The organism is uncultured Anaerococcus sp., assembly GCF_963510915.1.
In the GTDB taxonomy this organism is placed as follows: Bacteria; Bacillota; Clostridia; order Tissierellales; family Peptoniphilaceae; genus Anaerococcus.
Window position 1 is genome coordinate 1 of sequence record NZ_CAUPHG010000156.1, and the last position, 2,597, is coordinate 2,597.

Annotated in this window: 5 protein-coding genes; 1 reads left to right on the forward strand and 4 read right to left on the reverse strand. The window is 32.5% G+C overall.

All coding sequences use genetic code 11. The features are described 5' to 3' along the window. From RQ893_RS09040 to RQ893_RS09055, 4 genes are all read right to left on the reverse strand, one after another. Positions 1–248 (reverse strand): DUF2871 family protein (locus RQ893_RS09040; protein ID WP_311482676.1); only part of this gene is annotated, 248 nt, incomplete at its 3' end. Next, complete coding sequence (locus RQ893_RS09045) at positions 229–909, reverse strand: hypothetical protein (RefSeq protein WP_311482677.1); 681 nt, start codon at positions 907–909, stop codon at positions 229–231. The genes RQ893_RS09040 and RQ893_RS09045, both read right to left, overlap by 20 nt. A 61-nt stretch (positions 910–970) precedes the next feature. Beyond that, positions 971–1,519: a TetR/AcrR family transcriptional regulator gene (locus RQ893_RS09050; protein WP_311482678.1), complete on the reverse strand. Its 549-nt coding sequence runs from the start codon at positions 1,517–1,519 to the stop codon at positions 971–973. Between the two features lie 49 nt (positions 1,520–1,568). Further along, complete coding sequence (locus RQ893_RS09055; protein WP_311482679.1) at positions 1,569–1,889, reverse strand: DUF4491 family protein; 321 nt, start codon at positions 1,887–1,889, stop codon at positions 1,569–1,571. Between the two features lie 169 nt (positions 1,890–2,058). Here RQ893_RS09055 and RQ893_RS09060 point away from each other — a divergent pair, with 169 nt between their 5' ends. Next, positions 2,059–2,463: a helix-turn-helix domain-containing protein gene (locus RQ893_RS09060; RefSeq protein WP_311482680.1), complete on the forward strand. Its 405-nt coding sequence runs from the start codon at positions 2,059–2,061 to the stop codon at positions 2,461–2,463. Positions 2,464–2,597 lie beyond the last annotated feature (134 nt).

Consider the following 2,597-nt stretch of genomic DNA (forward strand, 5'->3'; position numbering starts at 1 on the left):
ATCAAAGAAAAGTTATAGGTATTGAAAAATCTTTTTTCTTTTTTGTCTTCTTTTAAATCAAAACTCTTAGCAAATAGACTTAGGATTATAAATACCAGAAAGAATAAGACTAGGGAGTGGGTGTGGGCTAAGCTTAAAGATGTGTGCCCCTTAAAACCAATAATCCTTGTGTATTCCCTGTAAAAGGCCCCTATAAATAAGCCGAAAAGGGCGTAGATGAAAGATGTTTTATAGTATTTTTTTATCATTTTTTTCTCCTTCCATAGCCTTATAACCAATCAAAACTGTCCAGACATAGGCACAAGTTTTTGGCACCATGAGAGCACCAATAGCTGGCAAGGTATTTTCCAAAATGACAACTGGCAAATAAAACCCAAAGCTTAAAACAATGGTAAGCCACAAGTTTTTAAAGGCAGTATCATGAGTTTCTCTTGATTTTTGGTAGAATATAACAATTATAATAAGCCCCAAGATTGTAAAGGGAATATTCCTATAAATGCCCCAGGCAAGGGGAGATGGGCTAGTTAAAAATTTATTTTCCGGACAAATGACTAGCAAAATCCTTAGTAAAGCCAAAAACCAGATTCCTTTAGTGAGTCCATTTTTATCCTTAACTTCATAACGCACCTTCCAGACATAATAAAGAATTAGGTAGAAGATAGTCATGGTAATGGAAGTAATTAGCTTGCCAAAGCCAAGTGATTTTGTAAAATTTTCTAGGCCTGTGGTATTAAGGGCGACAGCTCTAGGAACTAGGTGGAAGGCATCCCCAAAACCCAAAACCAGGGCCATAATTCCAAATAAATAGTATTGTTTTTCGTTCTTACCTTCTTTTAGCATTTTTGTGCCAAGAAAGATTACTGTTCCTAGGTAAAAAATATCAAAGAGGGTTTCAAATATTGCTTGCATAAGACTCCTTAGTGAACATTGTTCATTTAAAGCTTTTATAAAACCCGCTAACAAACGGGTCTTAGTAAATAATTTTTTTTATGATTTTTAAAAGTAAATTTTGATCATAATTTTTTTCGACTATAAAACAAAGGCTGGTTGATAGGATAAATCTCACCAAGTCATCCTTTGTAAATTCATCATCAAAGGCATTTGCTTTAATATCAGAGTCTCTATCTAGGATCTCAATCATATTATCCCTTAGTTTGTCAAGATAGGTTGACATTGAGTCCTTGGCTTTGCTGATACTTTGGGATTTAAAACTAAGCGAGTGGATGGTAAAAAAGTTTGGGTACTTTTCTATCCCCACACTTAGGTGGTTAAAAATATCTCCTAGGTAGGTCAAAAAATTATCATAATTTTCGTCTGAATCGTCTATACGAAATATATCTTCCCAGACACTTTCGATAGTACTTATCATAAGCTCATCCTTTGATGAAAAATAGTTATAAATAGAACCGACTGCCACATTGCATTGTTTGGCGAGCTTTCTGATACTTAGGGCATTTAAGCCTTCTCTAGCAACTATTTCTCTTGATTCTTTAAGGATGCTAGCTTTGGAAATAATCATATATGACTCCTCGATGAACATTGTTCATTATCATTATAAGGTCTAATTTTTACTTGTCAAGATTTTTTTTATTTCTTAATTCATCATAGTAGGCTTTTCTCTTAGGATTTTCCTTAAACCAACCCTTTAGGACTCTTTGTTCCTGCTCGATAACCTCTCCAATTGACCGGAAACAGCAACAGGCGATCACTCCAGCAAATACACTTGGAATAAGGGATTTTATGTAAAGAGAGAGGGCAACAAAAATTATTCCAGATAAAATAAAATACTTGTTGACCTTCCTGCCAAAATAATATTCGCCTTTAATCACAAGTGGGTGAAAAATTCCAATAAGAAAAAAAGTCACCACTCCAATTATTATTCCTTCCATATTTCCTCCTTATATAATTATCATATAAATGAGATTTTTGGTCAAATATTTATGAAAATTACTAAAATCAAGGAATGTAAAAGGGTTTTTACATAAAAAAATAGGGGTGTAAAGTGATATAGATAGACTAAATAAATAAAATTTTTTAATATAGACTTAGGAGGTAATAATGAAAATAGGAGACAAATTAAAAAATGCTAGGATGGGTAAAAAATTGACCCAAGAAGAAGTTGCAGAAAAACTTTTTGTATCAAGACAATCAATCTCAAACTGGGAAAATAATAAAACCTATCCTGACATTGGAAATGTAATCGCCTTATCAGATTTATACCAAATAAGTCTTGATGAGCTCTTAAAAGGGAGTGATAATTTTATGAAACACTTAGAAGAATCAACAGACATTGTAAAGTCTAACAAAAAACTCATTTTTATTATAGTAATTGCTTTAATAGCAATGATTGTAATGGCACTTTTTACAGAATTTTTGCCAGAAAAAGTATTTTTAATTTCAATATTTAGCCTATCAGTAATTGTAACAGGCTTAGTTTATAGTGAGATTATTAAAAGATTTTAGGAGAAAGATATGGATATAAAATTAATAATGATGATAATTAGCGGGGCAGTTTTTGTGGTTGGTGGTTTTATTCTCCAATATAATATCTATCAAATGACCCAAATAGATGCCAAGGCCAGGGGACTGAAACATCC